The organism is Actinomarinicola tropica, assembly GCF_009650215.1.
Classification (GTDB): domain Bacteria; phylum Actinomycetota; class Acidimicrobiia; order Acidimicrobiales; family SKKL01; genus Actinomarinicola; species Actinomarinicola tropica.
Map to the genome: position 1 here is coordinate 2966808 of NZ_CP045851.1, position 26850 is coordinate 2993657.

Sequence of the window (26850 nt, forward strand, 5' to 3'; positions counted from 1 at the left end):
CGGGACGGCGCCCGTCCGCGGGTGCTCAGCTGGTCTCGGGCTTGCCCTGCTCCTCGCGGGCGGGCGCTCCGGCCGACTCCTCCTCGAAGCGCTTCTCGGCCTCCGCGGTGTCACCGCCGGTCTCGTCCATCAGCTCGTCGGCCAGCTCCTGGTCCTCGTTGCCGGCCTGGCCGATCGACTTGTCCTCGTAGCCGGGCTCGGCGTACTTGGCGTCCGGGTCGGTGCCGGTCGGCGTGTCCTGCCCAGGCGTCTGATCGCTCATCGGGTGAGGCTCCTGAATCGTCGAGTGCTGGTCGCCAGGCCCTACCGCGGGGCGCCAGCCACGAAACCGACGCGTCCGACCCCCGTGCGCGCCTGAGACGATGGCGGCATGATCGCTGCGTTCTCCATCAGCCCGTCAGGAGTCGGCCCCTCGGTCAGCGCGTCGGTGGCGCGCGCCGTGAAGATCGTGCGCGAGAGCGGACTGCCGAACGAGACCAACGCCATGTTCACCAACATCGAGGGCGAGTGGGACGAGGTGATGGGCGTCATCAAGGCCTGCGTCGACGAGCTGTCCAAGGACTCGCCCCGGGTCGGCGTCGTCATCAAGATCGACCACAAGCCCGGCGTGACCAACGGCCTGCAGACGAAGGTCGAGTCGGTCGAGCGCCGCCTCGCCGACGAGGCGTAGCGGTTCGCAGGCTCCCGCCCGCGCCGCTCTCGCAGCTCTGTGAAGGATCGCGCAGCGTTTCGCTGTCGGATCCTTCAGAGACGCGCCGGCGAGTCGCCGGGCGGCGACGCGGGAGGGCTCAGCCGAACAGGGCGTGGAGCCCCGCCGCCTCCGACGCCGGGTAGGTGACGTAGCCGACCGGGACCCGGCCGCCCACCTGCTCGACGACCCGCGCCGCGTCGGCGGGGCCGAACGCGCCGCAGAGCTCGATGAGCTCGACGCCGTCGTCGATGAGCTCGTCGATCACCTCGGCGTCGACGGCCGGCGTCGGGACGCCGACGGTGACCAGCTCGCAGGCCTTGCTGCCGGTGGTGGCCGTCACCGCCGACCCGTCGCCGTCCCCGTCACCGGACGTGTAGATGAACGCCCACTTCTCCATGTGTCCCCCCGTGGCACCGCCCGCCGTCTGATGCGGCGACCGTAGCGCGGGTCACCCCAGCGCTTCGGTGAGCGCGTCGCGCGCCGAGTCGTCGAGGGGGATCTCGGCGACGAGGGAGAGCGCAGCGGGGGTCATCTTCGCCGCGGTGCGCCGCAGGGCCCGGAGCAGGGTGTCCCGGTCCAGGCGCGCCGCCACGTCGGCGAGCTGGGTCTCCAGGAACGCCAGGCACGCGGCGTCCTCGATCGTCTGGGTGCCGCTCGCCTCGTCGATCCGCACCCGCCGCAGCAGCACCTGGACCCGGTTGACCGTGGCCTCGTCGTAGCCCGCGCCGAGGAGGATCGGCACGACCTCCTGGGCGTGGCGGTCCTTCTGGTCGCGCCGCCACCGCAGGTACGCGGCCCGACCCTCCGGGTACGAGCTGCGGGGCACCTCCCACCGGCGCAGGTGGTGGGCGCGTGCCGCGAGCACGAGCGCGTCGTCGGCGTCGGGGACCAGCCGCCCGACCCACTCCGAGGCCAAGCGACCGTGGGCGAGCGCGAGCGGCAGATCCTCGCCGCGGACGACGACGGTGTTCGGGTCCTCGGCGTTCGCCGCGTCGATCGCGTCGATCGCCGAGGACAGCCGCTCGCTCAGACCGCGCACTCCGAGTCGCCGACCTCGGCGGAGAAGGGCCCGGTCTCGTCGTAGTCGATGAAGAAGTGCGGGGCCTCGTCCGGCGTCGGGAAGTGGTCGAGGTCCTTCAGGTCCGCGGCCACGCCCTTGGCGCCGCCGGAGCGGTCGAGCCACGAGCGGAACGTCTCGCCCGCCTCGCGCTCGGCCGCGAACCGGCGCACGACCCGCACCGCGGCCTCGGGGGCCGCCTTGGCGGGGAGCCGGAGCGCCTTGTCGCCGAAGTGGATCGACTCCTGGCCGACGTAGCCCCCGAGCAGCATCTGGTAGCCGGGCGCGGACTGGCCGTGAGCCCGACGCTCGGCGCCGAAGAAGCCGATGTCGGAGGCGTGGTGCTGGCCGCAGGAGTTGGTGCAGCCGGAGATGTTGATGCGGATGCCGCCCACCTCGGCCAGGCCCTCCTCCTCGAGCAGGTCGCCGATGGCCTTGCCGAGGCCACGGGACTGGGTGACCGCGATGTTGCACGTGTCGGCGCCCGGGCACGACACGACGTCGCGAGCCAGCTCGGCGCCCGGCCGGGCCATGCCGATCTGCTCGAGGCGGTCGTACAGAGGACGCACCTGGCTCTCCGAGAGGCCACGGAACACGAGGTTCTGGCGGTTCGTGAGCCGGACGTCGGCACCGAGCTCGCGCTGGATCGCGGCGAGGGCCCGGAACTGGTCCGAGGTGATGTCGCCGAGCGCGGCGTAGGCGACGGCGGAGACGGTGCCGTTGGCGGCGCCCCGGATCACCGACGTGGCCTCCCAACGCTGGAACGGGTCGCTCGACAGGAGCTGCACCGACACGCCCTGGCCGACGGGCGTGATCTCGCCGGAGTCGGTGCGGCCGGCGGGCTCGTCGCCGGCCTTGGCGACGATGGCGGGGATGCCGCCGGGCCACGAGGACGACGCGGGCAGGGTCGAGCGCAGCTTCAGGACCCGGCGCTGCACCTCGTCCCAGCCGAGCGTGTCGATGACCCACTTCATCCGGGCCCGCAGCTTGTTGTCCCGGTTGCCGGTCTGCTCGAACACCCGCAGGATCGCCTCGAGCGTGGGGAGGAGGTCCTCGCGGGTGGTGAACTCCTCGAGCAGCAGCGCCGGGTGCGGGTTGGCGCCGAGCCCGCCAGCGACGAACACGCGGAAGCCGTGCTCGAGCGTGCCGTCCTCGCGGCGGCGCACCGAGGCGACGACGCCGGCGTCGTTGAACATCGCCTGGCCGCAGTCGGTCTCGCAGCCGGAGAAGTTGATCTTGAACTTGCGAGGGAGGCGCTGGCCGATCGGGTTGCGGACGAAGTGCTCGAAGGCGGCCTCGGCCCACGGCGTGACGTCGAGCTTCTCGTAGGGGCAGGCACCGGCCAGGTGGCAGGCCATGACGTTGCGCACCGTGTCGCCGCACGCCTCGCGCGTCGTGAGACCGACCGAACCGACCTTCCGCATCACCTCGGGCACCTTGTCGAGCTGCACGTAGTGCATCTGGATGTTGTGGCGCGTGGTGATGTGGGCCCAGCCGCGCGAGTAGGTCTCGGCGAGGTGGGCGATCATCTCCAGCTGCTCCGGCGTCGCCGGGCCCGCCGGGAACTTGATGCGCACCATCTGGTTGATGCCGCCCTGGCGCTGGCCGTAGATGCCGTTGTTGAGGCGCATCACGCGGAACACGTCCTCGTCGATCTCGCCGGCCAGGTACTGCGCCACGGCGGCCTCGAACCTCTCGATGTCGCGCTGCTGCTCGGCATCGAGGTCCCGGGGCGCGGGCACGATGGGGGTGATCGTCACGGTGGGGCTCTCCCGCGTTGCGAAATGCGACCTGGGAGGTCGGGTACAAATCCGACCTGCGGGGTCAACTATAGGGCCGCGGTCAACCCCCGACGCCAGCGGGACCTCAGGGGCCGGGCTCGGCGCCGATCTCGGCGAGCCCGTCGCGCAGCGCCACCCGCAGACGTCGGACGTGCTCGGGGAGCATGTGCAGCACCAGCCCGGCACCTGCCCGGCCGACCTCCTCGAGAGTGAGGACGACGCGGGGTTCGCCGTCCTCGTAGTCGTCGCTGATCGCCACGGCCCACGAGAGCTGCTGGACGTCCTCGTCGTCGGGCGGCAGCTCCTCCGGGGAGAACGGGTGGTCGTCGATCGATCGGCGCATGGCGCCAGCGTCGCGCAGCGTCGGCGGTCGAGCACCGTTACCCTCGGGCGACGGCGAGAGGAGGGTCGCACCGATGCAGGTCGACCGCAGCAGCACCGGCCACCACGGACCGCGCGACGAGCCGCGCCCGGCACCGGCGCTGGCCGTCGCAGCGCTCGCGTCGCTCGGCGCGGGGGCGATCCACGCCGTCGCCGCCGGCGCGCACAGCGAGCACCGGACCGCGGTGTGGACGTTCGTCGCGCTGGCCGTGGCCCAGATCGGGTGGGGGGCGCTCGCGCTGCGTGCCGGCACGAAGGCCCACGCCGCGGCGGGGGCAGCCCTAGCGATCGTCGCCCTCGCCGGGTGGGCGGCCGCCAAGACCACCGGCATCCCTGTCGTCGACGGCCTGGGCGACGCCGAGGCCGTGCAGTGGGCCGACGGGCTGGCGGCCGGACTCGCGCTCGTCGCTCTCCTCGGCAGCCTGGTCGCGATGTTCGGGCTGCGGCTCCCGGCCGCCCATCGGGTCGTGCCCGTGGCGGCCGTCGCACTGGTCGCCGCCAGCGTCGGCGGCATGGCGCTCGCCGGCGACCACGCCCACGAGGGTTCCCACGGCGACGACGTCGCGCACGCCGACGACCACACCGACGGCTCGACGCTCGCGCACGCCGACGACGTCGACCACGACGCCAACGCCCCGCACGCCGACGACGATGCAGGACACGACGACGCCACCCACGAGGCAGCCGTCGTGCCGCCCGCGCCGTACGACCCCGCCCTGCCGATCGACCTCAGCGGCGTCGACGGTGTCAGCCCCCAGCAGCAGGCCGCGGCCGAGAACCTCATCGCCGTCACGCTCCTGCGGCTGCCCCAGTTCGCCGATCCCGCCGAGGCCGAAGCGCGAGGGTGGCGATCGATCGGCGACGGCTTCACCGGCTACGAGCACTACGTGAACTGGGACCTCGTCGACGACGACGTCGTGCTCGACCCCGACCAGCCCGAGTCGCTCGTCTACCAGGTGATCGACGGCGAGAAGACCCTCGTCGCCGCCATGTTCATGCTCCCCGACGGGGTCGGCCTCGACGAGGTGCCCGAGCTCGGCGGGCGGCTCACCCAGTGGCACGTCCACGACGACCTCTGCTACACGCCGGACCCTGTCGCGCCACGCGTGGCGGGTCTGCGCGAGCCCGGCGGACCCTGCGGCCCCGGCCTGGTGCCCGGGCGGGAGAACGCCATGATCCACGTCTGGATCGTCCCCCACGAGTGCGGGCCGTTCGCCGCCCTCGAGGGCGTGGGTGGCGGGACGATCGCCGAGGGCGAGGAGCGCTGGTGCGACCACGCGCACGGCGCGTGACGCGTCGGGCCCGTCCTGACCGACTCGCTCAGGCGGCGGTCGGGACGCGCCGGATGACGAGCACGCAGACGTCGTCCTCGTAGCCCTCGTCGGGGCGGTCGAACGCGGCGGCGCACAGCGCGTCGGCCGACGGATCGACCACCGCGAGCAGCGACCGCTCGAGCGCCGCGATCCCCTCGTCGATCCCCGTGTCGCGCCGCTCGACGAGCCCGTCGGTGAAGAGCACCAGCGCGTCGCCGGGGGCGAGCCGACCTCTGCCCGTGGGGCTGGCGACGCTGCTGTCGGCGCCGAGCAGGATGCCGTGCGGCTCCCCCAGCTGCACCGCGGTGCCGGCGTGCAGGTGGAGGAGCGGCGGGTGACCGGCGGACACCCACTCGAACGTGCCCGCGTCGGGCTCGACGCGGAGGTCGATCATCGAGGCGTACTGGTCGTCGCCGGTGGACTCCAGGAGGCACGACAGGAGCCCGATCACCTCCGGCGGCCCGTGGCCCTCGACCGCGTAGGCGCGCAGGGCGTTGCGCAGCTGACCCATCGTCGACGCCGCGGTGAGCCCGTGGCCGCTGACGTCGCCGATCGTGATCGCGACGTTCCGGTCCGGGAGCACCAGCGCGTCGTACCAGTCGCCCCCGACCCGGACGTTGCTCTGCGCCGGCACGTAGCGGGCGGCGATCTCGTAGCCCGGCACGTCGGGGAGCGACGCCGGGAGGACCGACGACTGGAGGGCCAGGGCGACCTCGCGCTCGTGCTCCAGGAGCAACCCGCCGACGAGGGCCGACGCCGACCGGCCGGCGAGCTCGACCGCCATCGCGATGCCCTCGTCGGACTCGACCGCCTGGGGGTCGTTGAACCCGAGCGACAGCACACCGAGGGTCTCGCCCCCTGCCTGGATGGGCACGCTCACCCACGACCGCAGGCCGAAGACCTCGATCGTCTGGCGGAGGTAGTCGGGCAGGCGGGCGTCCGGCTGGATCTGGCTCGCCGTGTTGATCTGCAGCTTCCCCGTGCGGAAGGCGACCGGCCCGACACCCTCGCTGTCGAGGGACTGGATGGTGCCGAGGACGTACCGGCGGCCCAGCGCGGCCGCCTCGGGCTCCCTGTGGGCCACCGCCACGCGCTCGAGCGCACCGCCCCGCGGCAGGAGCGCCAGGCCGGCGTCGGCGATGCGGGGCACGGCCAGGTCGAGCACCGCCTGGAGGACGGCCGCGTGGTCGGCGGTGGCCGCGACGGTGCGACTGACGTCGACGAGGAACGACAGGCGGTCGTGGGCGGCAGCGGCGTCGGCTCGGGCCCGAGCCAGCGCGGCGCGGAGCGCGGTCTCGTCACCGGGCTCGTCGACTGCGCCGTCGGTTCCGCGCCCGCCGTCCCTCATCCCTGCCTGCCGATCTCCGCCGAGGTCCTGCTCGTCCCGCCAACCACCCGTCGCGAAGCACGCTACTCCTTCGCCACGCCGAGCGCCGGGGGACCCGCGTCCGGTGAGGAGACGCGACGGACGGCCCGGCGGCGGCCACGCACCTAACGTGCCCGCCATGTCCTCGCTGGCCTGGGCCCTCGCCGCGCTCGCCGCTGCCAGCGCGCTCACCGACTGGTGGGCCGTGGCTGCCGAGCGACCCTCCGTCCGCCACGTCGCGAAGCCGGCGACGCTGGTCGCCCTCGTCGGCGTCGCGCTGGCCGTCGACCCGGCGCAGGCCGACGTCCGGGCGTGGATGGTGGCGGGGCTGATCCTCTCCCTCGTCGGCGACGTGGTGCTGATGCTGCCGGAGCGCTGGTTCGTCGGGGGCCTCGTCGCGTTCCTCCTCGGACACGTCGCCTACGTCGTGGGCCTCCAGCTCGCACCCACCGACCTGGCGTGGACGCTCATCGGCATCTCCGTGGTCGGCGCCGCGGCCGGCACGATCGGCCGTGAGATCGTGCGACGGGTCGCAGCCGGGCGCCACCGCGCCCTCACCGGTCCCGTGATCGCCTACCTCGTCGTGATCTCGGCGATGGTCGTGTCGGCGTTCGGGACGACCTCGCTCGTCGCCGCCGTCGGAGCGCTCCTCTTCTACGCCTCCGACGCCACCCTCGCGTGGAACAGGTTCGTCGAGCCGCTCCGGTACGGGCCGCTCGCGGTGATGGTCACCTACCACCTCGGCCAGGCGGGGCTCGTCGCCTGGATCGCGACCGGCTGAGCGTGGCCCCACGGGTCGGGCGCGGTTGGCGTCACATGGGCCGGATGTCGCGCCCAACCCCACGGGTCGGGCGCGGTTGGCGTCACATGCGCCGGATGTCGCGCCCAACCCCGGAGGGGCGCACCGGCTAGCTGGTCATGCCGCCGAGGCCGACGAGGCCGCGGGCCAGCTCGACCTCGCCCATGTGGCGGAGGCCGTGCTGGTAGATCCAGCACTCGACGGCGTCGAGCACGGTGATGCCCTCCGGGCCGGCGACGCGGGCCGAGTAGGTGTTCGCCACCTTCTCCGGCAGGGGCCGGGGCACGATCACCCGACGCAGCTCGGCCGGGTCGAGCTCGGCGAGCCACGCCTCGGTGCGGCCGAAAACCGCCCGCTGGTACTCCTTCATCGCCTCGTAGTCGCCGACCCGCTGGTGGATCATGTCGGAGACGGGGCGCTCCTTGCCGTGGTCGTCGATCGCCATCTGCACCCGCGCCTGCCACTCGCCGTTCCAGATCGGCATCTGGCCGGTGATCGCCATGAACGACGCGTCCTGCATGTTCGTGTAGTGGAACAGCGAGAAGGCGATCGGCAGGACGCCCTCGCGTTCGAAGTGGTTGACGTGGGACAGGTCCATCGTCGCCACCGCGTCGTACCAGAGCGAGTGCATCGCGGCCATGCGCCGGCGGAGCGAGTCGAGGTGGAGGGCGTCACCGTCGAGGGCGGTGCTGGTCTGGGCCGACATGAGGGTCCCCCTTCGTCGTGGTTCGACGGCCACCGTAACAATTGACAGGATTCCTGACAATACTTACGGTGGGCGCATGACGGTGACCTCGGAGGCCCTGACGGCGGCGTCGACCGGCGACGACGGGCGGCGGGCGCGCCGCTCGCGCAACCGGGAGACGGTCATCGACGCGCTGCTGACCCTCCACGACGAGGGCGACCTCGCGCCGAGCGCCGAGGCCATCGCCGCCCGTGCCGGCGTGTCCGCTCGCTCGGTGTGGCGGTACTTCGACGACGTCGAGGACATGGCACGCGCGGCGATCGCCCGCCAGCAGGAACGGCTCGCGCCGGTGGTGCAGCGTCCGATCGACGTCGGCGGGTCGCGCCACGAGCGGGTGCGCCGGGCGGTCGCCCACCGCGTCGACCTCGTGGCGGCGATGGGCAACGTCGGCAAGGTCGCACGGCTCCGCGCCCCGTTCAACGACGCGGTGGCGGCCGAGCTCCGCCGGGTGCGCGCCGAGCTGCGCCACCTGCTCGGCGCCGCCCTGCGGCCCGACCTGGCGCCGCTCCCCCGCGAGCGGGCCGAGATGACGCTCGCCGCGATCGACGTGGCGCTCTCCTACGAGGCGATCGAGCTGCTCCGCGACGACCACGGCCTCGACGCCGACGTGCTCACCGCTCTGCTCGTCGACGTCGTCCACGCCCACCTCGCCGCGGCCGAGGCGGGGTCGCGATGAGGGCGAGCATCCGCCGCGAGGGGCGCATCGCCCGATCGGCCGACGAGGTCTGGGCGGTCGTCGGACGTCCGGAGCTGCTCCACCTCTGGTTCCCGGGGATCACCGCGTGCCGGGTCGACGGCGACAGCCGCACGATCACCACCGGCACCGGCGTCGAGATGCCCGAGCAGATCCTCACCAACGACCCGATCCAACGACGCTTCCAGTACCGGATCACCTCGCCGCTCGTGCGCGAGCACCTCGCGACCATCGACGTGATCGACCTCGGCGACGGCACGTGCCTCGTCGTCTACTCCACCGACGCCGACCCGGCGACGATGGCCCTCGTCATCTCCGGCGGCACCGGCGGGGCCATCGAGCAGCTGCGCCGCCAGCTCGAGTCCGGCGCCGGCCCCGCCCTCGACGCCCTCCAGGGAGGCACCTGATGGGACGCAAGATCCTCTTCGTCACCACCGACCAGCAGCGCTACGACACCCTCGGGTGCAACGGCGGCCAGGTCGCCCGCACGCCGGTGATCGACCGCCTCGCGGCCGAGGGGATCCGCTACGAGCGCGCCGTCCCGCAGTCGGTCGTGTGCATGCCCTCGCGATCGACGATGCTCACCGGCCAGCACCCCCGCACCCACGGCGTGTGGATGAACGGCGTCCCGCTCCCCGTCGACGCACCGTCGGTGGCCGCCGAGCTGCATCGCGCCGGCTACCGGACGGCGCTCGTCGGCAAGCCGCACTTCGAGCCGTTCCTCGACCCCTTCGCCCGCTTCGTCGAGAACCGCCTCTCGAGGGAGGGTGTGTTCACCGTCGACTCGCCGTGGCACGACGGCACGATCGGTCCGCACCGGGGCTTCGAGCACATGGAGCTCGCCACGCACGGCGCCGCCGGTCCGCTCCACTACGCCCGGTGGCTGAACGCCGAGCACCCCGAGGCGGTGGGCGGCTTCTACGCCGTGCTCGACCAGGACCTCGAGGTGAACGCCGACGGCGGGGGGTCCACCGGCGCCCCGCAGGTGAAGGACAACCCGATCCCGCGGGAGTGGTACCACACCGACTGGGTGGCCGACCGCACGATCGGCTGGCTCGACTCGCTCGACGCCGACGACGACTGGTTCTGCTGGATGAGCTTCCCCGACCCCCACCACCCGTGGGACCCGCCGGCGTCGGAGCTCGGTCGCGTCGACTGGCGGGAGGTGCCGCTCCCCGAGGGCTACCCGGAGGACCGCGCCGAGAGGGAGGCGCTGCTCGACGCCAAGCCCCGCCACTGGCGCCGGTGGTACGACGGCTCGCTGGTGTCGAACTACGAGGCACCGTCGCGCTGGGTGCCCGCCACGCTGACCGCGGACCAGGTGCGCGAGGTGAACGCCCGGAACGCGATCGAGGTCGAGCTGATCGACGAGGCCCTTGGCCGAGTGCTCGCCGCGATCGAGGCCCGTGGCTGGACCGACGACGTCGACGTCGTGTTCACCACGGACCACGGCGAGCTCCAGGGCGACTTCGGGCTCCTCTTCAAGGGGCCGTACCACGTCGATGGGCTGATGCGGCTACCGCTCGTCTGGCGGCCGGCACCCTCCGCCAGCATCGCCCCTGCGGTCGTCAGCCAGCCCGTGGGCCTGGTCGACCTCGCACCGACGTTCTGCGAGGTCGCCGGCCTCGCCGCCCCGGACTGGATGGAGGGATCGGTCCTGCCGACCGACGACGATGCCGCCGTCGCCGCTCGCGACGGCGCGCAGCTCACCGAGTGGGACAGCGAGCTGTTCGGCGTGGGCGTGCACCTGCGCACGATCACTCGCGACGGCTGGGTCTGCACGGTGTACCGGCCGGGCACGGTCCACGACGGCACGGAGGGCGAGCTCTACGACCTCTCCGACGATCCGCTCCAGCGGGTGAACCGCTGGGACGACCCCGCGTGCGCCGCCGTGCGCTCCGACCTCGTCGCGGACCTCGAGGACCGGCTGCGACCGAGGCCCTCGCCCCGGCGTCCGCTCGACGCCCCGGTCTGACCCCAACCGCACGGCCCTCCGCGCCACCTCCGTCCCTACACTCGCCGTCCATGGATCGAGGGGTCTGTGTGATCACCGGCGGCGGTCGCGGCATCGGTGCGGCCACGGTCCGCCGGGTCGCGGCGATGGGCTGGCGGCCCTGCGTGTCCTGGCGCGAGGACGAGCGCTCCGCCACCGACCTCGCCGCCGAGCTCGGCGGTGTCGCGGTGCGTGCCGACGTCGCCTCGGAGGACGACGTCGTCCAGCTGTTCGCCCGCGCCCGGGAGCTGGGGCCGGTCACCGCCGCTGTGGCCAACGCCGGGATCGTCGCGCCGACCGCCCGGCTCGACGAGATGTCGTCGGACCGCATCCGCCGCATGTTCGACGTGAACGCCGTCGGCGCCGTGCTCACCTGCCGGGAAGCCGTGCGCCACATGTCGCCTCGGCACGGCGGCGCCGGCGGGTCGATCGTGGCGGTGTCGTCGGTGGCGGCCGTCCTCGGGTCGCCGGGCACGTACGTCGACTACGCAGCGAGCAAGGGAGCCGTCGACACCCTGGTCGTGGGCCTCGGCCGCGAGGTCGCCGGCGAGGGCATCAGGGTGAACGGCGTCCGGCCGGGGATCATCGACACCGAGATCCACGCCGACTCCGGCCAGCCCGAACGGGCGCGCGAGGTCGGGCCTCGCCTGCCGATGGGCCGCGTGGGCACGGCGGAGGAGGTCGCCGACGTGATCGCCTGGCTGCTGTCCGACGACGCCGCCTACGTGACGGCGACCCTCGTCGACGTCGCCGGCGGTCGGTAGCTCAGCCGCCCTGCAAGCGGACGGCCTCGACGTCGTCGGGCCGGAACCCACCGCCGTCGACGGGCACGAGGACGTCCTGGTCGACCATGGCCTGGACGTCCTCCTCGCTGACCCCGAGTCGCTCGGCCGCGGCGTCGACGTCGAGGAGGTCCTGGCCGTCGGCGCGCGTCAGGTCGACGACCGGCTCACCGCTCGGCGTGCGCTCGGTGGCACCGCCCTCCTGGACGTTGGCGCCCAGTGCGTAGGAGAGGTGCCCGCCCAGGTAGCCGGTGAAGGTGGCGGCGCCGGCGCCGAGCGCACCCCACACGAGGCCCCGCAGGTGGTGGCCGCGGCGACGGGAGCGCCACGAGCGGAAGTAGAGGAGCATCACGCCGACGTTCCCGAGCCCGTGGACGACGCCGACACGCCGGATGCGGGGGTCCGAGTGGGCGGCTCGGTAGTCGACCGCGCCGGCCATGGCGGTGGGGACGGCGCTGAGCAGTCCCATGCCGATGAGCCGGCGGGCGACGACACGGCCGGCCTTCCCTCCGATCAGATCGACGACCGCCGCCGAGGTGAAGAAGCCGATCGGCAGGTCGGTGAGCATGGGGTGCGCCCGGTGACCGAGCGGCTCACCACGGAGGGCCGGGCCGAGCGGGCCCTCGTCGAGGGGAGCGGCGGCGTCGGCGATGGTGCGGCCGATCGAGTCGAGGCGGGCGTCGTTCTCCTGCCGATCGATGAGATCGACCAGCCACGGTGGCATGGCACGGCGCGTCTGCATGGGTCACCTCCGGATCGTGGTGCCCCGCCTCGTACCCCGTCGGTCCGCCCGTCACGCTCCGGTTTGCGCCGCGGGTGGACGCGGGTACCGGTGGCGCCATGATCCGCACCCTGCTCATCATCCTGCTCATCCTCCTCATCGTCGGCGCCATCGGTGGCGTCGGCTTCGGGCGTCGCCGCTAGACCCTCCCGAGGTCTCCTGGACGGCGGGGCGCCCCCGCCGACGATTGGGCCGTTGGCCCCATGGATCGACCCGTCGCCCCGCCGATGGAGCACGGATCGTCCCCCGTCCAGGAGACCCATGCTCACCGCACGCCGGAACCGACGCCTCGCGGCCGCCATCGCCCTGCTCTGTCTGATCGGGGTCCTCGCACCCACAGGCGTCGACGCCAGCGTCGGCTCGGCGGTGATGATCGACGACTTCGAGGGCGGGGCCGACGCGCTCCCCTCCCGGTCGGTCTCGACGTTGCCCCAGGGCGACTCGACGACGTCCAACGGCGGCACCTACACGTTCGCCGACGGCAAGATGCAGATCACGACCGGCGGCAACGGCAACACCGCCGGCGCCGTGATCGCCACGTGGTCCGGCGGCCCGATCGACCTCACCGGCGGGGCCAACAACACCCAGCTGCTGCTGGAGCTCGACCAGGTGCAGCGCACCAACCCCCAGAACGACTGGGAGTCCGCCGCGTCGATCACCGTGGAGGTGTTCGACACCTACGGCACGCAGGCGACGAGCGGCTCGATCGGGATCTCCAACACCTTCGCCCACAACATCGCCATCCCGTTCGAGTGCACGGGCGGGTCGACGACGTGCCTGTCGCCGACGCCCCACTGGGACGCGATCACCTCGGTCCGGCTGTCGATCCACCACCCGACGAACTACGACGGATCGCGCACCACGTCCACCGTCGTCAACCGACTGTGGGCGACGCCTCCCGGCGGCATCGCACCGGCTCCGCCGACGGCGACGATCGACGTGCCGTCCACGGTGTTCGCGCCGAGCGAGGAGGGCGTGACCTTCGACGTGGGGTTCACCTCGGGTGGCCTGCCCGCGCCGGTCACCGCCGTGCCCCAGACCGACGCCGGCCTCACCGCCGACGGGCTGACCGTCGGCGGCACCGCCCCCGGCCCGCGGAACCTGGCGATCTCCGGCGGACCGTCGCACTACACCGTGCAGGTCACCGGGATGACCGGCGACGGGACGGTCACGCTGGCGGTCGACGAGGGCGCCGTGGCCGACGCGTGGAGCCAGGACAACCCGGCCTCGACGACGGCCAGCAGCGCGTTCACCCTCGCGGTGCCGCCGACGCTGGCCGATGACCCGCTGTCGACGACGACCGCGCTCGCCGGCACGCCCTTCTCCGCGACCCTGAGCGCGGGCGGGCACCCGACGCCGACCCTCACGGCCGCCGGCCTGCCGTCCGGCCTGAGCCTCAGCGACCACGGCGACGGCACCGGCACGGTGAGCGGCACGGTCGCCGCCGGGGCCCCGGGCTCGGTGGACGTGACGTTCACGGCCACAAACGTCGCCGGCAGCGCGTCGCAGACGGTCACCCTGACGATCCACGAGCTCCTCTCCGTCGCCTCCGGTCCCGACGACGTCCTCTGGGTCGACGGCGTCGCGGACGCCGCGACGTGGACCTTCGCCGGCAACCCTGCCGTCGGGGCCGCGACCGTCACCGAGCGGGCCGGCCACACCCTCGACGGGGCCACGCTCGACACGTCCGGCGACGAGCTCTCCGTCACCTACGACGGCAGCGGCGTCGCCGTCGGCGACCACGTCATCGACGTCGACCTCACGACCGAGGCCGGCACCACGCGGTTCACTCGCGACGTGCGGGTCGTCGAACCCATCGTCCTCACGAGCCCGACCGTGCTCGCAGGTGCCGTCGGCGACGAGCTGACCCACGACATCATCGCCACGGGCACCGGCCCGCTCGCCGTCACCGCCACGGGTCTGCCCGCGTGGGCCACGCTCGAGGACCACGGCGACGGCACCGCGACGATCTCCGGCACACCGCCCGTCGGCGCGGCCGGGGTGTCGTCCTTCACGATCGACGTGGTCGGCGCGGCCGGCACGCTCACCGAGTCCCACGACCTCACGATCACGAGCGGACCCGTCGCCGTCGAGTCGGCGTCGACCACGATCTCGACCGGCGACGCCCTCGACCTGGCGCTCGGCGTCGACCTCGGGTACCCCGTCGCCGACGTCACCACGAGTGGGCTGCCGACGTGGATGACCGCCGTCGTCGAGGACGGCGACGTCGTCCTCACGTCCGACCCGACGACCCCGGCCCAGGCCGGCGTCCACGAGCTGACCGTCACCCTGTCGAACGTGCACGGCACGCAGGTCGTGGACGTGACCGTCACCGTCCTCGATCCGGCCGGGATCGTCCCGGCCACCCCCGTGATGGAGGCCGGACGCAGCGGGAGCGCCACGATCACCGCGGACGGCTTCCCGCTCCCGAGCCTCAGCGCATCGGGCCTCCCCACCTGGCTGGACCTCCTCGACCTCGGCGACGGCACCGCGACGCTGACCGGTGACGTGCCCGTCGGCGCCGGCGGCATCCACGACATCTCCGTCACCGCCGACAACGGGCACTCGACCGACACCGCGGTCGTCGCGGTCACCGTGGTCGAGGCGCCGCAGATCGCCGATCCCGGCACCATCCGCGTGGCGGCGCACGGCACCCTGGACGGCACCTTCGCCGTGCGCGGCTGGCCGGTGCCGACCCTCGAGGTCGCCGGACTGCCCGACGGCATCACCGCGACGATCGACGGGCGCAGCCTGCGGATGACAGGCACCCCGACGGCGACGGGTCGCCACGAGGTCGACCTGACCTTCACCAACGACCACGGGACCCACGCCGCGACCCTGGTGCTCGAGGTCACGGCCGCGCCGAACCTCTCGGGTCCCGCGACGGCGTCGATGACCGCCGGCAGCGCGGCCGAGGTCCAGCTCACGGCCACCGGGTGGGAGCAGCCGACCGTGTCGGTCGCCGCGCCCCTGCCCGCCGGTCTGTCACTCGCCGACCACGGGGGCGGCGACGTGCGCATCTCCGGCACCCCCGCCCCCGGATCCGGTGGCGTCCACGCGATCACCGTCACCGCGGCCAACCCGTCTGGTGACGACGCCCACACGATCACCGTGACGATCGACGAGGCACCGACGTGGGGCACGCTCGCCCCGGCCGCAGTCACCGTCGGCGGCGCCCCCGCCGCGCACACCGTCCAGGTGGGCGGCTACCCCGTGCCGACGATCTCGGCCACCGCGCCCCTCCCGTCCGGCCTCACCCTGACCGACAACGGCGACGGCACGGCCACGCTCTCCGGCACCCCTGCGCCGGGCACGGGCGGCGCCTACGCGGTGCCGCTGCGCGCCACCAACCGGGCCGGTGACGAGTCGACCCACCTCTCGCTCACCGTCGCCGAGGCGTCGGTCGTGCCCGAGGCCCCCACCGACGGCGGCGACGTCGACCCCGATGAGCCCCTCGACGTGACGATCGGGGCCACCGGCCACCCGACGCCGACACTGACCCCCGCGGCACCACTCCCGTCGGGGCTCACCTTCGTCGACAACGGCGACGGCACCGGCACGCTCGCGGGCACCCCGGCGCGCGGCGCCGGCGGCCGCCACGAGATCGTCATCGTCGTCGACAACGGCGTCGGCACGCCCCAGCAGCAGACGATCGTCGTCGAGATCTTCGAGGGCGCCGACCTCGACGATCCGGGCCGCCCCGCACCAGCGCCCCTCGGCGAGGCGATCGACCTCCGCTTCCGGTCGGTCGGCTGGCCCCGCCCCGCCCTCTCCCTCGACCCGCCCGCAGGGCCGGTCGGGCTGGCGAGCCTCGCCGGCGTCCGGCCGGCCGCCACGTCGAGCGGGCTGCCCGACGGGCTGACCTTCGTCGACAACGGCGACGGCACCGCCTCGATCGTCGGCACACCGGGCCCCGGCACCGCCGGTCGCCACACCCTCACGGTGTACGCCAGCAACGAGCACGGCACCTCGAGCCTTCCGTTCACCTTCGAGATCCACGAGGCGGCGACGGTGTCCGTCGCCGACCTCGACGGCACCTCACGGCGCACGACCGCCGGTCACCCGGTGGAGCTGACGGTCACGACGACCGGCTTCCCGGTCGCCGCGATCACCGCGTCGGGGCTGCCCCCCGGGCTCCGCCTGGTGGACCACGGAGACGGCACGGCCACGATCTCCGGCACGGTCGCCGTCGACGCCGTCGCCACCTGGCCGGTGCGCGTCGTCGCCGACAACGGCGCCGGCGATCCGCAGGCCGCCACGTTCGACCTGATCGTGGTGGCGCCGCCCGCCGCGCCGGCCGACGACGAGCGTCCCGCCGGCCGTCGCGACGCACTCGGGGGCCAGAGCCTGCCGCGCACCGGCAGCGACGCCCGAGCCCCGATCGTGGCCGGACTCGGCCTGGTCGTCCTCGGCGCCGGGCTCGTCGTCGGGGGGCGCCGCCGTCGCACGGCCTGATCAGACGGCGGTCGGACCGGCGCTCACCCGCCGGCTCCGGCCGCCCGCGCCCGACCGAGCAGGTGGCGCCTCTCGGCCACGTTCCCGGTCCTCGCCGCCGCGGCTGTGAACGCGTCGACCGCGGCGGGCGCGTCGCCGAGTCGGGCGAGCAGATCCCCGCGCGTCGCGTGCCACAGGTGGTGCTCACGCAGGTCGAGGTCGTCGACCAGCTCCAGCGCCGCCGCGGGACCGACGACCTCGGCGACCGCGACGGCGCGGTTGAGCGCCACGATCGACGTGGGCGTGACCGCGAGCAGCTGGTCGTAGAGGGCGAGGATCTGGTCCCACGCGGTGGCCTCCCACGTGGGGGCGTCGCAGTGGACCGCGTTGATCGCGGCCTGGAGCTGGTGGGGTCCGGGCCGTCCCTCGCGGAGGCACCCACGGACGAGGGCCAACCCCTCGTCGACGAGCGCCCGGTCCCAGCGGGTCCGATCCTGCTCGGCCAGCGGGACGAGCGAGCCGTCGGCGGCGACCCGCGCCGGACGCCGCCCCGCCACCAGCAGCAGGAGGGCGAGGAGCCCGCGGACCTCCGGCTCGTCCGGCGCCAGGCGGGCCAGCACGCGCGCGAGGTGGATCGCCTCGTCGCACAGGTCGACGCGGTCGAGCCCCTCCCCTGCCGTGGCGACGTAGCCCTCGTCGAAGACGAGCAGGACGACGGCGAGGACCGCGCCCAGCCGATCGGGCAGCTCGTGGGCGTCCGGCACGCGGAACGGGATGCTCGCGGCGCGGATCTTCCGCTTGGCCCGCACGAGCCGCTGCGCCATCGTCGCCTCCGACACGAGGAAGGCACGGGCGATCTCACCGGTCTGGAGGCCGCCGACCAGCCGCAGGGTGAGCGCCACCTGCGACGGCTGGTCGAGGGCCGGGTGGCAGCAGGTGACCACGAGCCGCAGCTGGTCGTCCTCGATCGTCTCCCCGCCGCCATCGAGTCCCGGCCAGGTCGCGGCCGTCGCCGCGCCGCGCGCCGTCCGCCGGTGGCGGTCGTCGCGCGTCGCGTCCCGCCGGAGGCGGTCGATCGCACGTCGCCGAGCGGTCGTCGTCAGCCAGCCGCCGGGGTTCGGGGGCACGCCGGCCCGGGGCCAGGCCCGCGCCGCCTCGGCGAAGGCCTCCTGCGCGGCGTCCTCGGCGAGGTCGAGGTCGCCGAACGCCCGGGCGAGGGCGCCCACGACCCGGCTCCACTCCTCACGGAAGGTGCCGCCCAGCGCGTCGCCGACGTCGTGGGTCTGCCGGAGGGACGAGGGCTCGGGGCTCACGGCCCGTCCACGAACGGCCGGACCTCGATCGGGCAGGTCGTTGCCGCCGACATGCGCTCGGCCCAGCGCAGCGCGTCGTCGAGGTCGGGGACGTCGATGATGCTGAGCCCGCCGATCACCTCCTTGGTCTCGACGAACGGACCGTCGTGGGTCACCGTCGAGCCGTCGCGTGCGGTCACGACCGTCGAGGCGCTCGGGTCGTGGAGGCCGCCGCCGAAGACCCACGAGCCCTGGGACGCGAGCGCGTCGTGAACCTCGGTGACGTCCCTCGTGATCTGCTCCAGCTCCTCGGGGGACGGGGCGGTCGAGCCCTCGGGGTAGCAGACCGACATCAGGTAGCGCGCCATGTGGTGCTCCTCTCGGTGCGGGATCGGCCCGGTGCCGATCTTCCACCATGACGACGTACGACCGTCGGCCGGATCGACAGGTCCGTGCAGATCGCGGCGAGGAGGTCGTGCCGGCTCAGGGGAGGATGAGGTGCACGTCGCCGAACTCGTGCCAGAGGTAGCGCTGCTCGATCGCCGCGGCGTAGGAGCGCTCCAGCAGCTCCCGGCCCGCGATCGCCTCGAGCATCAGCAGGTGCGAGGCCTCGGGCTCGTGCCAGCCGGTGAGCAGCCCGTCGACGGCCCTGACACCCCGCTCCGGCGTCACGACGACGTCGGTCCAGCCGTCGAACGGTCGCACGCACCCCTCCGGGTCCACCGCGGATTCCAGCGCCCGGACAGTGGTCGTGCCGACGGCCACGACGCGCCCGCCCGCACGTCGGGTGGCGCGGACGCGTGCAGCGGTGACGGCGGGGACGTGGGCGTGCTCGGGATAGGGCCACTCGTCGGCCTCCAGGGAGGCGACGCCGGTGTGGAGCACGACGGGGGTGATGCCCACCCCCTTGCTCACGAGCCGGGTGATGACGTCGGCGGTGAACGGGCGGCCGGCGCTCGCCATCTCGGCGCTGCCCGGCTCACGGGCGTAGACGTTCTGGTAGGCCGACAGTGGCCACCGGTCCTCGACGTAGCCGTAGCGGATCGGTCGGCCGTGAGCGGCGAGCACCCCAGCGGATCCCCGGGCACCTCGAGGGTGGCCACCCAGAGGCGGTCGCTCCCGAGGTGGGGGCCCTCCAGGCGCGCGACCCCGTCGGCGGGGAGGTGGATCGTCGTGGGCGGTGGCTCACCGCGCCAGCGCACGGTGCCCTCCCGCGTCGGGCGCCGCGGTTCGACGACCCAACGCCGGTCGCCGAGCCGGGTGGACAGGTGGACGGTCACCTGTGCGCCGTCGTCGCCCCGGCCGTCCACCGCCCCGGGGATCGTGGCCGAGGTGTTCACGACGACGAGGTCGCGTGGGTCGAGCAGGTCCGGGAGGTCGGCGAAGCGCCGGTGGTCGACCTTCACGGAGCCCCGGTGGGCGACCATCATCCGCACGCCGTCGCGGGGGATGCCCCGCGCCTCGGGCGGTCGGTCTGCCGCGAGCTCGGCGGGGAGGTGGAAGGCCAGCCGGCCGCTCATCGGGTCACCTCCGACAGCAGGTCGGCGGCGACGAGGCGGCCGCTCGGGGGCCGGAGGTCGATGATCGCCGCCAGCGCCGGCACGACGTCCTCGGGCGCCGGACGGTCCGAGATGTCCTCACCCGGGAAGGCGGCCTGGTGCATCTCGGTGCGCATGTCGCCCGGGTCGACGGACCACACCCGCAGCTGCGGGTGGGAGTCGTCGAGCTCCGCCGCGAGGACGCGCACGGCGTGGTCCAGCGCGGCCTTGGACGCGCCGTAGCCACCCCACGCGGGGTAGGCCTCGACGGCGGCGTCGGAGGAGATCGACAGGACCGCCCCCGCGGTCGGGTCGAGGTGGGGCAGGGCCGCCTGGGTCAGCGCGAGCGGTGCCACGACGTTGACCTCGAGGATCCGACGGAGCGCCTCGAGACCGAGGTCGGCCAGCGGGGGCAGCGGGGACGGGCCGAGCTCGCTGGCGTTGTTGACGACGAGCTGGAGGTCGTGGTCGGCAGCGCCCGCAGCCACAAGCTGGCGGCGGTGATCGGGATCGGTGACGTCGCCCGTGATGGTGACGACGCCGGACCCGAGGGACGCGGCGACCTGGACGAGGCGGTCGGGATCCCGCCCGTCGATCACGACGCGCCAGCCGTCACGGACGAGGTGGTCGGTCAGGGCCCGGCCGAGGCCGCGGCTCCCTCCGGTGATGATCGCAGTAGCCATGTGCGGCAACGTACGATCTCAACCTCGCTTGAGGTCAAGGGCGTGCAGGCGTGAACGGCGTCACCCGGCGAGACGCCGCCCGCTCTCGCTCAGCAGATCGCGGACCATCGGGATCACCTCGGTGCCGTAGAGCTCGATCGAGCGCATCGCCTGCCCGTGCGGCAACGGGCCGTTGCTGTACTTCAGGTCGAAGCGGTCGACCCCGAGCGTCTCGACCGTGCGGGCGATCTTGCGAGCGACGGTCTCGGGCGACCCCACGTACAGGGAGCCGTTCGGGCCCGCCTCCCGCTCGAACTCGCGGCGCCCCATCGGAGGCCAGCCCCGCTCGGCGCCGATGCGGTCGCGGTTGGCCTTGAAGTGGGGGAAGAGCTCCTCGAGCGCCTGCTCGTCGGTCGGAGCGACGTGCCCCGGCGAGTGGACCCCGACCGGAAGGGTCGGAGCGCCATCCTCCTCCAGGGCCCGACGGTAGAGGTCGACGTACGGCCGGAAGCGGCCCGGATCGCCGCCGATGATGGCGAGCATCATCGGAAGCCGGTGGCCTGCGGTGCGGAGCACCGACTGCGGGCTCCCGCCGACGCCGACCCAGGCACGCAGGGTGCCGGACTCGACCGCGGGGTGGACGGTCTGGTCCCGCAGCGGCGCCCGCGTCGTTCCCGACCACGTGACCGGCCCGCCCTCGCGGAGGCGGGCGAAGAGGTCGAGCTTCTCCTCGAAGAGGACCTCGTACTGCGACAGGTCGTAGCCGAAGAGGGGGAAGGACTCGGTGAACGAGCCACGGCCGACGGTGACCTCGGCCCGGCCGCCGGAGACGGCGTCGAGGGTGGCGAACCGCTCGAAGACCCGGACGGGGTCGTCCGAGCTGAGGACGGTCACAGCCGAGCCGAGGAGGATCCGCTCGGTGCGGGCCGCGATGGCGGCGAGCACGACGTCGGGCGACGTCACGGCGTAGTCGTCGCGGTGGTGCTCGCCGATCCCGATCGCGTCGACCCCCACCTGGTCGGCGAGGACGCCCTCCTCGACGACGTCGCGGATGACCTGCGCCGGATGCACGCGCTCGCCGTCGACGCGCTCTGTGACGTCACCGAAGGTGTCCAGCCCGAACGCCACCTGCTCGCTGCTCTGCTCCATCACATGCCTCCGTCCACTTGCACGCGTTGTTCAAGATTCAACTTCTTGAACCTGCTTGCTTCGGACCGGAGCTTCCCGGGGCCTCGACAGTTCGTGGTCCTCTCGCAGAGGCCGCAGCTCCTGTCCCACGAGGCCGTCGCGTTCGCTGTCCTTCACCACCTCTCGAACGTCGTCCGGTACCGCCCATCCGACGCAGAGCGCATCCTGACGATGCGGAACGCTTGGCTGCTAACTAGCTGGGTCGACCGTTCATGCGAGAACCTCCTCCTGAATCTCGCCTCACGCATCACCAACGAAGAGCACGTCATCGCTCGCTGACTCCTCAGACTGCGAGATACCGACCCCGGGCTGGGCGCTGCACAACGCTCGCCTTGAGCAGGTAGGACAACGTCGCCGTCACCGACGGATACCCGTCGGAGCGGCCAGCCGCGTGCAGAGCGCTCGTGATCTCGGACGGCGACATGGTTGTCCCCGCCCGCCGGAGCACCGCGAGAATGGCATCTGTCCGACTCATTCGGGTCAGGGTCCCGGGCCCGGCACCAGCTGCGACGGCTCGGACCGACGCGAGCTCCAGTTCCGCTGCTCGGAACGCGGCAGCTGCTTCGGCGAGTTCCAATCGGCGCTCGTCGAGAGCCTCTTCGAGGCGGCGGATCGTGTCGGTGAAGCTCACGACGCAAGGCTACCAAACAAATCCCATGTCAACTCTTTGCGTTTCGTTGGTGGCCTCGGATCACGGTTCCGGGACCATCGCCGCATGGAAGTACCCTTCGACTCAGCAGGACGCGCGGAGCTTCACGCGGAGCTTCACACGGAGGTCCCGCCCTCGTAGCTCAGGGGATAGAGCGTCGGTTTCCTAAACCGTGTGTCGCATGTTCGAATCATGCCGGGGGCACAACGCAATTGGTGTCTGACCAGCGCAAATGCGCTGGTCAGCGCGTTGACCGGTTGACCGCCAGCGCCCGCCACTTCCCACGATTCACCGTGCTCAGTGGGACCACAGTGGGACCACAGCGATGTGTCAGGTGGCGTCGTACCATCGCTCCGTGCCTGCCGTTCCGCCTGCGGACGCCCCGGACTTCGCGACGCTGTACGCGTCGACGCCGCTCGCGCCGCGGATGGCTGCCCGGCTCTGGGATGTCGCCGGCCTGATCTTGGACGAGCTTCGCGATGACGACATGGCCGAGATGTGGATCGATGAGCTTCCGATCGTGGCAAGGCCGTACCTCGACGACCGGTTCATCGCGGCGTTCGCGTCACGGTTCGAAGTCCTCGCCGGCCGCCTTGCCCGAGGGCTCAACGAGCTGACTGGCCTCGCGTCGTGCACGGCCGACGAGATCGCACTCCACCTCGTCATCGATCGAACCGAAGAGCTACATGAGGAGGCCGGACTGGACTGGGAGTGGGTCGACGCCTTGCCCATCCATCCGGCGGATGACGACTACGTCGGCATCAAGGATCTCCTGTTCCGCGACCTGGACGTGATGTTCCTCTACGAGCCTGCATTCGACGGCGTCGACGATCCAGAGTCCGAGACCTATCGGACCCAGGGCTTCGCTCACCTGCACCCCCGCGACTGGTTCAAGACCTTGATGTAGGAATGCCAGCGCCCCGGGATGACGGAGCGACAACAATCCAGACGCAGCGTCCCTTGCCAAGGCCAGCGGAACGGGTCATCAGAGGTGAGACGCCATGGGCGCGGATGGTTGCGTTGGCCAGGGGCGTCTCCCTCGGCTGAGGTTGATCCATGTCGATCTGCCCCGCCGCACTGCACCTTGGGACACCGGCCGGCATCGGGAGCAGTCGGCTCCTAACGCGAAGACGTTCACTCGGTGAAGCAACTCTTGGTGTCTCAAGGTCAGGTCGGCCCGTCGACTTCGGTGATCACCTCGTAGCCGCTGCCGATGCGCTCGGGGACGGAGGCGGATGTGAGCCTCGATCCCCTGGCCCAAGGCTGCTGACGATCGAAGATCCGTGCCCGACGCGCCGCGTCACCCCACCCAGAAGAATGAGACGATGTACGTCACCAGAACGCTGCTCCTGTTCCTCGTGTCCGCCGTCGCAGAGCTGCTCGGATCGTGGCTGGTTTGGCAAGGCATCCGCGAGCACCGCGGATGGATCTGGGTCGGCCTCGGCATCGTCGCCTCCGGCGTCTACCCGATCGCCGCGACTCTGCAGCAAGACCCGGACTTCGGCCGGATCCTGGCCGCATACGGCGGCGTGTTCATCGCCGCAGCCTTCATTTGGGGCATGGTTCTCGACGGCTTCCGACCCGACCGCTTCGACGTCGCCGGCGCGGTGATCTGCCTCATTGGGGTCGCCGTGATCATGTTCGTCCCTCGCCCCGCCTGAGCGCGAACGTCGCCCGATTCTCACCTCGCGCGGACACAGCGGGCTCGCAGACCGACCGGCCGTCAGCCAGCGCTGCGACGCTTCCACATGAGGAGCCCGCCACCAACGATGACCACGGCCGCGCCGGCGAGCACTGGGATTGCCAATGGGATGCCGTCATCCTCGGATGGCCCGTCCGGGGCATCTGGCTCGGCGGACCGGACAGTCGACGTGGTCACGCCGGAAGAGTCGTCGCTCGACGCAGTGGTCTGCGTGGTACTGGGGGCGGTCGCCGGCGTGGGGTCAACGATCGAGGTGAGCAGCTCACGGCCGGGCGTTCCGGCCGGCACGTCGTCAATCGTCGCGGCGGGCACCGAGCCGGGCGGCAGGATGAGCAGCCGCGGGGCGGGGTACTCGGAGCCGGGGTCACCGCTGATCCATGGGAGCTCGTCACCGTTCTCGCAGACTTGGACCGAGGGAAAGAGGAGCAGCTCACCGACCGAGTCCGGCGCAATGAACGTGACCGGGAACGCGCCGATCTCCTCGGTCGGCAGCACGCCATCCGCCCATTCGAGGACGGTCTGGCCCTCGCCGTACCCCTCTGACGTCGCGTTCCAGCCGTCGACTGGCTCGGCCGTGGCGCCCTCCAGGGGAGCGAGGATGGCCACCTCGATGGTCGGGGAGTCGCCGCATCCGTGGTTCGGCCGGAGGTTCAGGGTCACCTGCTCACCTGCGGCCACGCCGATGATGTCGGCCTCGGTGTGGGCGCCGGCAACTCCCTGGACAGCAGCTGCGGCGAGCACCGAAGCCACGACGCCGACGACGATCTTCGGGACCAGCTGGTTCAGGCCGCGGGACCGCGGCGCGGCGTTCATCTGAAGGTCCCCTCTGCGAGGAGTGGCAGGTCGTGGACGAGCTCTTCGACGCTGACGTCGTAGCCGTACAGGCGATGTGCGGTGTTGTCCGGCGAGAACACGGCCGCGCGTGCGTAGTGACCGACTTCATAGGCACCGGCCTCATCGGGCGCGCCGATGACGATCGACGGGAAGTAGAGAGCGTCGTTCGCTGCTGCGATCGCGGTCTCCGTCCCGGTGAGGCCGATGAAGGTGGGATCGAACCGGTCGAGGTAGGTGTCGAGCACCTCGGGGGTGTCGCGGGCGACGTCGACGCCCACGAACAGGACCTGGGGATCGCTGCCCGGCCCCGATCCGATCTCCTCCAGGGCTCGGGCGACCGTGTTCAACCAGATCGGGCAAACGTCGGGGCAGTTGGTGAACCCGAAGAACAGCATGGTGAGCTTCCCCGAGGTCGCGTCTCGGAACGGGAAGGGCTGTCCGTCGGTTGTCTGGAGTGTGACGTCCGGCTTGTCGAGGGGCGGGTCGACGAGCACGCCTCCCCACTCCTCGGGCGGCGTCGCCGCCGGTGAGCTTGGATTGGACCCGCACCCGGCCAGCACGGCGGCGGCAGAGGCTCCGCCCATCAGACCGAGGAACCGTCGCCGGGTCCAGGGGAGCTCAACCATGGTGTTCCTCCATCTCGCCGGCGCTCGTGCCCGGTTCGACCACAGGCACGAGCAATGGTGCGCTCGCCGGCGTTCTCGAAGGTGAACGTCAGTGAGATCTCGTCGCCGACTTGAAGGTCGCTGACCGGCTCCTCGAGCATTACGTGGAGACCGCCCGGCGCGAACTCGACTGCCTCGCCAGCGGGAAGCTCGAGACGCTCGACCGGTTCCATCGTGGCCCGTCCGGCGTCGTCGACCCCGGAGCGGTGGACCGAGGCGCGAGCCGCATCTGGGCTGGACACGGCGACCAGCGCATCGCTCGTGCCGGTTCCGTTCTCGATGGTGAGTCGAACCGCCGCCACGTCGGGATTGGCGGGCCGGTCGACTCGTGCGGCGCTGATGCTCAACACGCCCGCCTGAGCCTCGTCTGCGCAACTTACAGCGAGCAGCACAACGGCGAGAAGCGCGAGCAGTGAGCCGAACCGATCCACCCTGATGCGCCGCTTCACCGTGACTCCGGCCAACGAACGCTGCCGTGGGGGTCGACGCGCGGGTAGGTCGACATCGTGCATGACGGCCGCATGGTCGCCGACCGCACGCGCCAGCGGCAAGTCCCGCTTCGCGGAGGCCGAGAGCGACATCGCCACCTTGCGACCAACAGCGCTCCCTTGCGTGGCCACTACTGCGGCGAACCAAGCGCGCACGTGCCGGACGAACGGGGGAACAACTGCGCGAGGTCCAGTTGGCCGAGTGCCGCAACCGATCCAGTCCTCGGAGGTGCGGTCCCCGGGTCGAGGGAGCCGAACCGGATCGACCAACCCGCCGCGTTGCCATCCTCTCGACCTGGAGGGCGGACTGTGACCTGGCTCACGCGGACATCATCGATGGTGAGCTCGATCACCGGAGGTGGCGCATCGCTCATCGACGGGTCGCCGACATCAGGACCTCCAGATTCGGCAGCGAACCGTTCGGCATCGAGCGTGACCCGGAAGGTGACGCCGTTCGCATCCTCACTGAGCTGTTGGACCTCTTCGGCGATCTCGGCGCTGGCGGCGGCGATCGCCTCGCCCGAAGACGGAAGGTCCGGAGCGAGGAGGTACCCGGACAGGTCAGCCCCCAGCACACGGCGGAGCACCTCCTCGCTGGCTGCGTCGATCGTCCGCAGATCGACCTCGACCCAGCTCGATGCCACGGCATCGGCCGCGAACAGCGAGCGGTGCAGCATCACCACCTCGCCGTCGCGCTGTGCCAGGACAGTCCCATCGTCGGCGACGCGCGCGTCAACCCGCCGCGTCGATTGATCGACCTCGAGTGTGAACGAACGGTTCGGGGCGAAGCAGTCGAGAACCTGGCTGCCGTGGGATAGGTAGGTCAGGGTGAACCGATCCGGCTCGTCGAGGTCGTCGAGCGCGGCGCGGAGGTCGCCGGCTGGGCCGGTTCGGTCAGCGCACCCCGCCAAAAGAGCCGAGACCACGACGACCGCGGTGGCCAGCGCTCGTACACTCACGTTCGCGGCCCCCGACGCTGCGCGAGGTTCGGGCCTCCAGCTCACGACGCCACGGT

The 26850-nt window shown here is 72.4% G+C and carries 27 protein-coding genes, 1 tRNA gene and 1 pseudogene; 11 read left to right on the forward strand and 18 right to left on the reverse strand.

Annotation, left to right across the window (positions count from 1 at the left end; genetic code table 11):
* Positions 1 to 25 precede the first annotated feature (25 nt).
* A complete protein-coding gene (locus GH723_RS14540) occupies positions 26 to 262 on the reverse strand; it encodes a hypothetical protein (protein ID WP_153760328.1) in 237 nt (78 codons plus the stop codon).
* Between the two features lie 108 nt (positions 263 to 370).
* Here GH723_RS14540 and GH723_RS14545 point away from each other — a divergent pair, with 108 nt between their 5' ends.
* A complete protein-coding gene (locus GH723_RS14545; protein WP_153760329.1) occupies positions 371 to 670 on the forward strand; it encodes an MTH1187 family thiamine-binding protein in 300 nt (99 codons plus the stop codon).
* 118 nt (positions 671 to 788) lie between these two features.
* On the opposite strand, the gene GH723_RS14550 is transcribed toward GH723_RS14545, so the two are convergent.
* From GH723_RS14550 to GH723_RS14565, 4 genes are all read right to left on the reverse strand, one after another.
* A complete protein-coding gene (locus tag GH723_RS14550) occupies positions 789 to 1088 on the reverse strand; it encodes a DUF6506 family protein (RefSeq protein ID WP_153760330.1) in 300 nt (99 codons plus the stop codon).
* Between the two features lie 51 nt (positions 1089 to 1139).
* A complete protein-coding gene (locus GH723_RS14555) occupies positions 1140 to 1730 on the reverse strand; it encodes a DUF4202 domain-containing protein (protein ID WP_195210329.1) in 591 nt (196 codons plus the stop codon).
* On the reverse strand, positions 1718 to 3508 hold the full coding sequence (locus GH723_RS14560) for a nitrite/sulfite reductase (RefSeq protein ID WP_153760332.1): 1791 nt from the start codon (positions 3506 to 3508) through the stop codon (positions 1718 to 1720). The genes GH723_RS14555 and GH723_RS14560 overlap by 13 nt, the downstream gene beginning before the upstream one ends.
* A gap of 106 nt (positions 3509 to 3614) precedes the next feature.
* Complete coding sequence (locus GH723_RS14565; RefSeq protein WP_153760333.1) at positions 3615 to 3872, reverse strand: hypothetical protein; 258 nt, start codon at positions 3870 to 3872, stop codon at positions 3615 to 3617.
* A gap of 73 nt (positions 3873 to 3945) precedes the next feature.
* Here GH723_RS14565 and GH723_RS14570 point away from each other — a divergent pair, with 73 nt between their 5' ends.
* Positions 3946 to 5202, forward strand: a complete 1257-nt coding sequence (locus tag GH723_RS14570) for a hypothetical protein (protein ID WP_153760334.1) — start codon at positions 3946 to 3948, stop codon at positions 5200 to 5202.
* A gap of 28 nt (positions 5203 to 5230) precedes the next feature.
* On the opposite strand, the gene GH723_RS14575 is transcribed toward GH723_RS14570, so the two are convergent.
* Positions 5231 to 6571, reverse strand: a complete 1341-nt coding sequence (locus GH723_RS14575; protein WP_195210330.1) for a PP2C family protein-serine/threonine phosphatase — start codon at positions 6569 to 6571, stop codon at positions 5231 to 5233.
* Between the two features lie 157 nt (positions 6572 to 6728).
* Here GH723_RS14575 and GH723_RS18540 point away from each other — a divergent pair, with 157 nt between their 5' ends.
* Entirely contained in the window at positions 6729 to 7370 is a 642-nt protein-coding gene (locus tag GH723_RS18540) for a lysoplasmalogenase (protein WP_195210331.1), read from the forward strand.
* A gap of 127 nt (positions 7371 to 7497) precedes the next feature.
* On the opposite strand, the gene GH723_RS14585 is transcribed toward GH723_RS18540, so the two are convergent.
* Complete coding sequence (locus GH723_RS14585) at positions 7498 to 8094, reverse strand: hypothetical protein (RefSeq protein WP_153760336.1); 597 nt, start codon at positions 8092 to 8094, stop codon at positions 7498 to 7500.
* A gap of 76 nt (positions 8095 to 8170) precedes the next feature.
* On the opposite strand from GH723_RS14585, the gene GH723_RS14590 reads away from it, so the two are divergent.
* The 4 genes from GH723_RS14590 to GH723_RS14605 are packed head-to-tail and all read left to right on the forward strand — an operon-like array spanning position 8171 to position 11584.
* A complete protein-coding gene (locus tag GH723_RS14590) occupies positions 8171 to 8809 on the forward strand; it encodes a TetR/AcrR family transcriptional regulator (RefSeq protein ID WP_195210332.1) in 639 nt (212 codons plus the stop codon).
* Positions 8806 to 9234 carry an SRPBCC family protein gene (locus tag GH723_RS14595; protein WP_153760338.1) on the forward strand — a complete coding sequence of 143 codons (429 nt, stop codon included), beginning with the start codon at positions 8806 to 8808 and terminating at the stop codon, positions 9232 to 9234. Before GH723_RS14590 ends, GH723_RS14595 begins: the two co-directional genes overlap by 4 nt.
* The gene (locus GH723_RS14600; RefSeq protein ID WP_153760339.1) at positions 9234 to 10802 is read left to right on the forward strand and encodes a sulfatase family protein; all 1569 of its coding nucleotides are present in this window, start codon (positions 9234 to 9236) and stop codon (positions 10800 to 10802) included. The genes GH723_RS14595 and GH723_RS14600 overlap by 1 nt, the downstream gene beginning before the upstream one ends.
* A gap of 50 nt (positions 10803 to 10852) precedes the next feature.
* Positions 10853 to 11584: an SDR family oxidoreductase gene (locus GH723_RS14605; RefSeq protein ID WP_153760340.1), complete on the forward strand. Its 732-nt coding sequence runs from the start codon at positions 10853 to 10855 to the stop codon at positions 11582 to 11584.
* Position 11585: 1 nt separating this feature from the next.
* Here GH723_RS14605 and GH723_RS14610 read toward each other — a convergent pair whose 3' ends face one another.
* A complete protein-coding gene (locus GH723_RS14610; RefSeq protein WP_153760341.1) occupies positions 11586 to 12344 on the reverse strand; it encodes a DUF2231 domain-containing protein in 759 nt (252 codons plus the stop codon).
* 300 nt (positions 12345 to 12644) lie between these two features.
* On the opposite strand from GH723_RS14610, the gene GH723_RS14615 reads away from it, so the two are divergent.
* Positions 12645 to 16838 carry a beta strand repeat-containing protein gene (locus GH723_RS14615; protein ID WP_153760342.1) on the forward strand — a complete coding sequence of 1398 codons (4194 nt, stop codon included), beginning with the start codon at positions 12645 to 12647 and terminating at the stop codon, positions 16836 to 16838.
* 23 nt (positions 16839 to 16861) lie between these two features.
* Here the strand turns inward: GH723_RS14615 and GH723_RS14620 are convergent, their stop codons facing one another.
* The 6 genes and pseudogenes from GH723_RS14620 to GH723_RS14640 all read right to left on the reverse strand — a co-directional run bounded on the left by GH723_RS14620 (position 16862) and on the right by GH723_RS14640 (position 22128).
* Complete coding sequence (locus GH723_RS14620; RefSeq protein ID WP_229022850.1) at positions 16862 to 18130, reverse strand: RNA polymerase sigma factor; 1269 nt, start codon at positions 18128 to 18130, stop codon at positions 16862 to 16864.
* Positions 18127 to 18477: a YciI family protein gene (locus GH723_RS18910; protein ID WP_229022851.1), complete on the reverse strand. Its 351-nt coding sequence runs from the start codon at positions 18475 to 18477 to the stop codon at positions 18127 to 18129. Before GH723_RS18910 ends, GH723_RS14620 begins: the two co-directional genes overlap by 4 nt.
* A gap of 115 nt (positions 18478 to 18592) precedes the next feature.
* Positions 18593 to 19629, reverse strand: a pseudogene (locus GH723_RS19255) (S-adenosylmethionine:tRNA ribosyltransferase-isomerase).
* A complete protein-coding gene (locus GH723_RS14630; protein ID WP_153760344.1) occupies positions 19626 to 20330 on the reverse strand; it encodes an SDR family NAD(P)-dependent oxidoreductase in 705 nt (234 codons plus the stop codon). Before GH723_RS14630 ends, GH723_RS19255 begins: the two are co-directional and overlap by 4 nt.
* Before the next feature lie 60 nt (positions 20331 to 20390).
* Positions 20391 to 21458: an LLM class flavin-dependent oxidoreductase gene (locus GH723_RS14635; protein WP_153760345.1), complete on the reverse strand. Its 1068-nt coding sequence runs from the start codon at positions 21456 to 21458 to the stop codon at positions 20391 to 20393.
* A 322-nt stretch (positions 21459 to 21780) separates the two neighbouring features.
* The gene (locus tag GH723_RS14640) at positions 21781 to 22128 is read right to left on the reverse strand and encodes a hypothetical protein (protein ID WP_153760346.1); all 348 of its coding nucleotides are present in this window, start codon (positions 22126 to 22128) and stop codon (positions 21781 to 21783) included.
* 149 nt (positions 22129 to 22277) lie between these two features.
* Between GH723_RS14640 and GH723_RS14645 the strand changes: the two genes are divergently transcribed.
* The 3 genes from GH723_RS14645 to GH723_RS14655 all read left to right on the forward strand — a co-directional run bounded on the left by GH723_RS14645 (position 22278) and on the right by GH723_RS14655 (position 23807).
* A tRNA-Arg gene (locus GH723_RS14645) sits at positions 22278 to 22350 on the forward strand.
* Between the two features lie 151 nt (positions 22351 to 22501).
* Complete coding sequence (locus GH723_RS14650; protein ID WP_153760347.1) at positions 22502 to 23053, forward strand: hypothetical protein; 552 nt, start codon at positions 22502 to 22504, stop codon at positions 23051 to 23053.
* A gap of 418 nt (positions 23054 to 23471) precedes the next feature.
* Entirely contained in the window at positions 23472 to 23807 is a 336-nt protein-coding gene (locus GH723_RS14655) for a YnfA family protein (protein WP_153761233.1), read from the forward strand.
* Between the two features lie 62 nt (positions 23808 to 23869).
* On the opposite strand, the gene GH723_RS14660 is transcribed toward GH723_RS14655, so the two are convergent.
* The 4 genes from GH723_RS14660 to GH723_RS14675 all read right to left on the reverse strand — a co-directional run bounded on the left by GH723_RS14660 (position 23870) and on the right by GH723_RS14675 (position 26839).
* Complete coding sequence (locus GH723_RS14660; RefSeq protein ID WP_153760348.1) at positions 23870 to 24661, reverse strand: DUF1775 domain-containing protein; 792 nt, start codon at positions 24659 to 24661, stop codon at positions 23870 to 23872.
* Complete coding sequence (locus GH723_RS14665) at positions 24658 to 25308, reverse strand: SCO family protein (RefSeq protein ID WP_153760349.1); 651 nt, start codon at positions 25306 to 25308, stop codon at positions 24658 to 24660. Before GH723_RS14665 ends, GH723_RS14660 begins: the two co-directional genes overlap by 4 nt.
* Complete coding sequence (locus GH723_RS14670; protein WP_195210333.1) at positions 25266 to 25796, reverse strand: copper chaperone PCu(A)C; 531 nt, start codon at positions 25794 to 25796, stop codon at positions 25266 to 25268. Before GH723_RS14670 ends, GH723_RS14665 begins: the two co-directional genes overlap by 43 nt.
* A gap of 170 nt (positions 25797 to 25966) precedes the next feature.
* Positions 25967 to 26839 carry a hypothetical protein gene (locus GH723_RS14675; protein ID WP_153760351.1) on the reverse strand — a complete coding sequence of 291 codons (873 nt, stop codon included), beginning with the start codon at positions 26837 to 26839 and terminating at the stop codon, positions 25967 to 25969.
* Positions 26840 to 26850 lie beyond the last annotated feature (11 nt).

Bases quoted from the DNA above. Each gene is read 5' to 3' on its own strand.
- GH723_RS14540 (WP_153760328.1), bottom strand. From the start codon at position 262: ATGAGCGATCAGACGCCTGGGCAGGACACGCCGACCGGCACCGACCCG.
- GH723_RS14545 (WP_153760329.1), top strand. From the start codon at position 371: ATGATCGCTGCGTTCTCCATCAGCCCGTCAGGAGTCGGCCCCTCGGTC.
- GH723_RS14550 (WP_153760330.1), bottom strand. From the start codon at position 1,088: ATGGAGAAGTGGGCGTTCATCTACACGTCCGGTGACGGGGACGGCGAC.
- GH723_RS14565 (WP_153760333.1), bottom strand. From the start codon at position 3,872: ATGCGCCGATCGATCGACGACCACCCGTTCTCCCCGGAGGAGCTGCCG.
- GH723_RS14570 (WP_153760334.1), top strand. From the start codon at position 3,946: ATGCAGGTCGACCGCAGCAGCACCGGCCACCACGGACCGCGCGACGAG.
- GH723_RS14575 (WP_195210330.1), bottom strand. From the start codon at position 6,571: ATGAGGGACGGCGGGCGCGGAACCGACGGCGCAGTCGACGAGCCCGGT.
- GH723_RS18540 (WP_195210331.1), top strand. From the start codon at position 6,729: ATGTCCTCGCTGGCCTGGGCCCTCGCCGCGCTCGCCGCTGCCAGCGCG.
- GH723_RS14585 (WP_153760336.1), bottom strand. From the start codon at position 8,094: ATGTCGGCCCAGACCAGCACCGCCCTCGACGGTGACGCCCTCCACCTC.
- GH723_RS14590 (WP_195210332.1), top strand. From the start codon at position 8,171: ATGACGGTGACCTCGGAGGCCCTGACGGCGGCGTCGACCGGCGACGAC.
- GH723_RS14595 (WP_153760338.1), top strand. From the start codon at position 8,806: ATGAGGGCGAGCATCCGCCGCGAGGGGCGCATCGCCCGATCGGCCGAC.
- GH723_RS14600 (WP_153760339.1), top strand. From the start codon at position 9,234: ATGGGACGCAAGATCCTCTTCGTCACCACCGACCAGCAGCGCTACGAC.
- GH723_RS14605 (WP_153760340.1), top strand. From the start codon at position 10,853: ATGGATCGAGGGGTCTGTGTGATCACCGGCGGCGGTCGCGGCATCGGT.
- GH723_RS14610 (WP_153760341.1), bottom strand. From the start codon at position 12,344: ATGCAGACGCGCCGTGCCATGCCACCGTGGCTGGTCGATCTCATCGAT.
- GH723_RS14615 (WP_153760342.1), top strand. From the start codon at position 12,645: ATGCTCACCGCACGCCGGAACCGACGCCTCGCGGCCGCCATCGCCCTG.
- GH723_RS18910 (WP_229022851.1), bottom strand. From the start codon at position 18,477: ATGGCGCGCTACCTGATGTCGGTCTGCTACCCCGAGGGCTCGACCGCC.
- GH723_RS14630 (WP_153760344.1), bottom strand. From the start codon at position 20,330: ATGGCTACTGCGATCATCACCGGAGGGAGCCGCGGCCTCGGCCGGGCC.
- GH723_RS14635 (WP_153760345.1), bottom strand. From the start codon at position 21,458: ATGGAGCAGAGCAGCGAGCAGGTGGCGTTCGGGCTGGACACCTTCGGT.
- GH723_RS14655 (WP_153761233.1), top strand. From the start codon at position 23,472: ATGTACGTCACCAGAACGCTGCTCCTGTTCCTCGTGTCCGCCGTCGCA.
- GH723_RS14660 (WP_153760348.1), bottom strand. From the start codon at position 24,661: ATGAACGCCGCGCCGCGGTCCCGCGGCCTGAACCAGCTGGTCCCGAAG.
- GH723_RS14665 (WP_153760349.1), bottom strand. From the start codon at position 25,308: ATGGTTGAGCTCCCCTGGACCCGGCGACGGTTCCTCGGTCTGATGGGC.